The organism is Acetobacter garciniae (genome assembly GCF_017377735.1).
GTDB lineage: Bacteria > Pseudomonadota > Alphaproteobacteria > Acetobacterales > Acetobacteraceae > Acetobacter > Acetobacter garciniae.
This window is the reverse complement of record NZ_JAFVMH010000031.1, coordinates 1-2,228: the sequence shown is the minus strand read 5'-3', so window position 1 is coordinate 2,228 and position 2,228 is coordinate 1. Positions and strand designations below refer to the sequence as shown.

The window sequence follows — 2,228 nt, the reverse complement described above, 5'->3', positions numbered from 1 at the left end:
GGACTGCCACACCTCCACCCAGCGGGCCTGTTTGACGTAACTCTGCCCCCGGAAATACGAAGGCGGCACCATCAGAAGCGCATGGAAGTGCGGATGTGCTGAACCGTCCTTACCCCGCGTCACCTCGGTTGTCCGTATCCAACCCTTCACAAGCTTGAACTCTGGCCGAAGCACCATACGGCGCCAACTATCGTTCATAGCCTTCAGGGTGGCCCGTAGATCGCCCACAGGGCAATTCCGCACCGTGAGGGTCAGAAAGAGCCACCGCGCCCCTGTATGGGCTTCTATGAGGCCGGGAAGGGCTTGGTAGAAACGGGCCTGCCACATGAGCGAACGCCTCCACTGACACACCGGGCAATGACGCACCCGGCAGAACTGCGCTTCCTTGAGTTTTAACCGGGCCTCGCCGGTTTCGGGGTCATGAGCTTCACTGAACCGCAGAACCCCCGAACACTTGCCAATCCGCTCCGCCAGCCGCTCAAACTCCCGCGCCTCGCCATAGATGGCCTGCACGTCCTGAGCCTGCGCCCGGTGGACTTCCCACGGCTTATCCCGTGGCGATAAATCGGAAAGGGAACTGTCTTGGTGTCGTAAACGACCTGTGTTATGTTCCTTGCAAGTGCAGAAATGCACGGAAAAACCCCTGTTATTTTGGTTGTGTCGCAACTCCCAAGGTACAGGGTTTTTCTTTGACTAGTCAATTCCTCAAAAAACCGCAGTCGCTCTAGGGCTAGACCCCAAAACTACGACCTGCAATTATCCCTTAAGTATAAATACAAGGTGCGAAAACCGCATTTTCGCCGCCCCGCGCACGTCCTCGCACGGCTCCGGGGCTCGCGGTGCGGCGCTACTGCTCCCCCTCTCCATGCCCATTCTTGCGGTCTCAAATTCGGGACAGGTTTTGCGTGGTTATATGTCACGCATCGGGGGAATGTGCGGGCAATCACCACCCCCCACCAGACGCCTACCGGCGGCCTACGGCGCTCCCGCTCTGCGCTCGCTCTGGTGCTGCACCGGCTTTGTGCTGTGCCCGTCTGCTTGCTCAAGGGGCGGGAGCGAACTGGAAGGGGCAGAGGCCAAACGTGACACGTCACGGAATGGGGCAGGGGGTGGTAATGGCCCGAACATTCTTCCCCCTCCCTAAGCCGTCCAGACGGGCCAGCAGGCACCCCATGACAGCCCGGAGCGAGCGCAGAGCGGGAGCGGCGTAGCCCGGCCCCGTGGGGCCGTCCGGGAAGCCTCAAGATCGCTAAGGGGAACCCTTGGCCGCACACCCCAAAAGGGGGGCAAACGAGAGTTTGTATAAGTGCGCCCTTTCTGGGTTTGACCATTTTTGTCGTAATCGACGGAACAGAGAAGCGACATGACAACGCGAAAAGAAACACTCATCACGTTCGACGCAGTAACAGCGGCTCGAAGTCCAGACGTGCAAAAAGAACTGCTCAAAATGGCAAAAGCCGACAACAACCCGGAAGCATTAAAACACGCTCAACGGGTCATTGCTCTTGCACGCGCTGCAAACAAAAAAGGGGTGGTAACTGCCCCGCCCGTTGAGCCACAGGCGAATAAGGCAGGACGTGTGGTGTAGGGTCACACCACCTGTCCTGCCCAACTTTTACAAGATATTTTGACGCCAAAGATGGTTACATGCTCGTGCAAATCTCGGGCAAAACTCGGACATATCAGAGTGCAAAACTCTGCATAAACTCGGTCACTTTCTGGCGTAAAAAAATGGGCCGCAATGCAGCAGACATCACGCACCAAGGCTCAAACCGAACGAAGTAAAGGGCGCACTTAGGCAAACTCTGTTTGCGTGCGTCTCACCCGTCCTCAATGTCGATCTGTCTGGGGTCATGAATGAGGGCTGACGGTTCCGCATCGGCCTGACGGTAACGGCGATATTTCCGGTCAGCAGGACGCCAATTAAACCCGACACGCCCCCCATCGTCCTGTTCCCCGTCTCCATCGGTCAGAGCAAGTTCCTCGTCGCTCTCCTGCCCTTCCTTGAGCACATTCTTGAGCGCCCCGCCCGTTGCTACAAACCGGAGCTTATGGACTTGCCTGGTCAACTCCATGAACCATTCCGGGTCGGTGGTCATGTCGGCAGGCTTCACCGCGTATTTCAGGGTTTCCGCCGCCGCTTTCTGAATGGCCTCTGTACCGTCCTCTCCCTTGCGTGGATGCACCGCCCGCACGTCCACACTGGGGGCATAGTTCAACCGAGCGCA

General features: G+C 57.9%; 3 protein-coding genes. 1 reads left to right on the top strand and 2 read right to left on the bottom strand.

Annotated elements, in window-relative coordinates; translation table 11 throughout:
* The coding region (locus J2D77_RS17045; protein ID WP_331000173.1) for a protein rep at nt 1-513 on the bottom strand (513 nt) is incomplete at its 3' end.
* 850 nt (nt 514-1,363) lie between these two features.
* Here J2D77_RS17045 and J2D77_RS17040 point away from each other — a divergent pair.
* On the top strand, nt 1,364-1,588 hold the full coding sequence (locus tag J2D77_RS17040; RefSeq protein WP_207847721.1) for a hypothetical protein: 225 nt from the start codon (nt 1,364-1,366) through the stop codon (nt 1,586-1,588).
* 232 nt (nt 1,589-1,820) lie between these two features.
* Here the strand turns inward: J2D77_RS17040 and J2D77_RS17035 are convergent.
* A partial coding sequence (locus J2D77_RS17035) for a protein rep (protein ID WP_207847717.1) occupies nt 1,821-2,228 on the bottom strand: 408 nt, incomplete at its 5' end.

What these genes read in the sequence shown, in the direction of transcription:
- J2D77_RS17040 (WP_207847721.1), top strand. Translation starts at nt 1,364, where the DNA reads ATGACAACGCGAAAAGAAACACTCATCACGTTCGACGCAGTAACAGCG.